Source organism: Micromonospora sp. H61 (genome assembly GCF_018070325.1).
Lineage (GTDB): Bacteria > Actinomycetota > Actinomycetes > Mycobacteriales > Micromonosporaceae > Micromonospora > Micromonospora salmantinae.
Map to the genome: position 1 here is coordinate 1 of NZ_JAGPXY010000227.1, position 1080 is coordinate 1080.

At 66.8% G+C, this 1080-nt stretch carries 1 protein-coding gene; it reads right to left on the reverse strand.

Translation table 11 applies throughout. The annotated features are described in order from the left end of the window. A partial coding sequence (locus KBX08_RS33315) for a recombinase family protein (protein ID WP_210787720.1) occupies positions 1 to 1080 on the reverse strand: 1080 nt, incomplete at both ends.

Genomic DNA, 1080 nt, shown 5'->3' on the forward strand with positions numbered 1-1080 from the left:
ATAACCCCACGGTGCGCGCTGAGATCCACTGCAGCGCGCACCGTTTGCGTTTCGGTCTGGTAGGTGAGTCGGAGTCCGAGTTGCCGGTAGACCTCGGCTTTGTCGTCGGGGTCGGCGTCGCGCAGCACGGCGGCGATGTCGCCGAGCGCTCGGACGAGGTCGGCGATCTGGGAGTGGCTCATCCGGCGTGGCTCTGTCTGCTGGGTCGTGTGAAGATCGGCTTCGGCTCGTGTCCGTTCGGCCTGGGTTTGGGTTATCCATCCGGTGACTAGTGCGGGGTCTGCGCCGGCGTCGAGGGCGGCCCGGTACTGGGCGAGCTTTGCGTCGCAGGCCGCGATCGTGGCCTGTGCTGCGGCCGTCTGTGGCGTTGTGTCCGTTGGTTGGGCGTCGCACATGGCGGTGATCGTTTGGTCGAGGTGGTCCGGGGTGAACGCGGATGCCAGCCACTCGTCGACCTCGTTGGCCAGGGCGTATTCCTGGGGGAAGCGGCAGCGGTAGTAGGCGGCGCCGTGGTTGTACTGGCCTTGCATGCGTCGCTGACAGACGGCGCAGTAGATCATCCCCCGGAAGACGTAGGGGTTGCGGGCGCGGCGTTGGCGCTCCTGGCGGTCGACGGCTCTTGCGCGACGGGTGAGTAGGGCTTGGGCTTGCTCGAAGGTCTCGTCGTCGATCAGGGGTGGGTGGGTGATCTCCTTCGAGACCACCCATTTGTCACGCGTGTTCCAGCGCATGACGCCGGTGTGACCCAGTGCGACGTCGTCGACGTCGAGGAGGACTTCGTCGGTGCGTTGTTTGTTCCACACCTGCCGGCCGGTGTAGCGGGGGTTGGTGAGGATGACGCGGATGGCGCTTTTAGACCAGGCGATGCCGCTGCGGTGTCTGTTGCGGGCCCGATCGTGTGCCGAGGGGCAGGGCACATGGTTGGCGGTGAGTCCTTCGGCGATGGCGAATAGTCCGTAGCCGGCGAGGAACTCGTCGAAGATCCGGCGGACGATGGGGGAGGTCTGGGCATCCGGGGTGAGCCCGCGGAGGTGTTTGCCGTCGGCGGCCTTCGCGGGGTTGGGGTGGGGGCCGGGATCA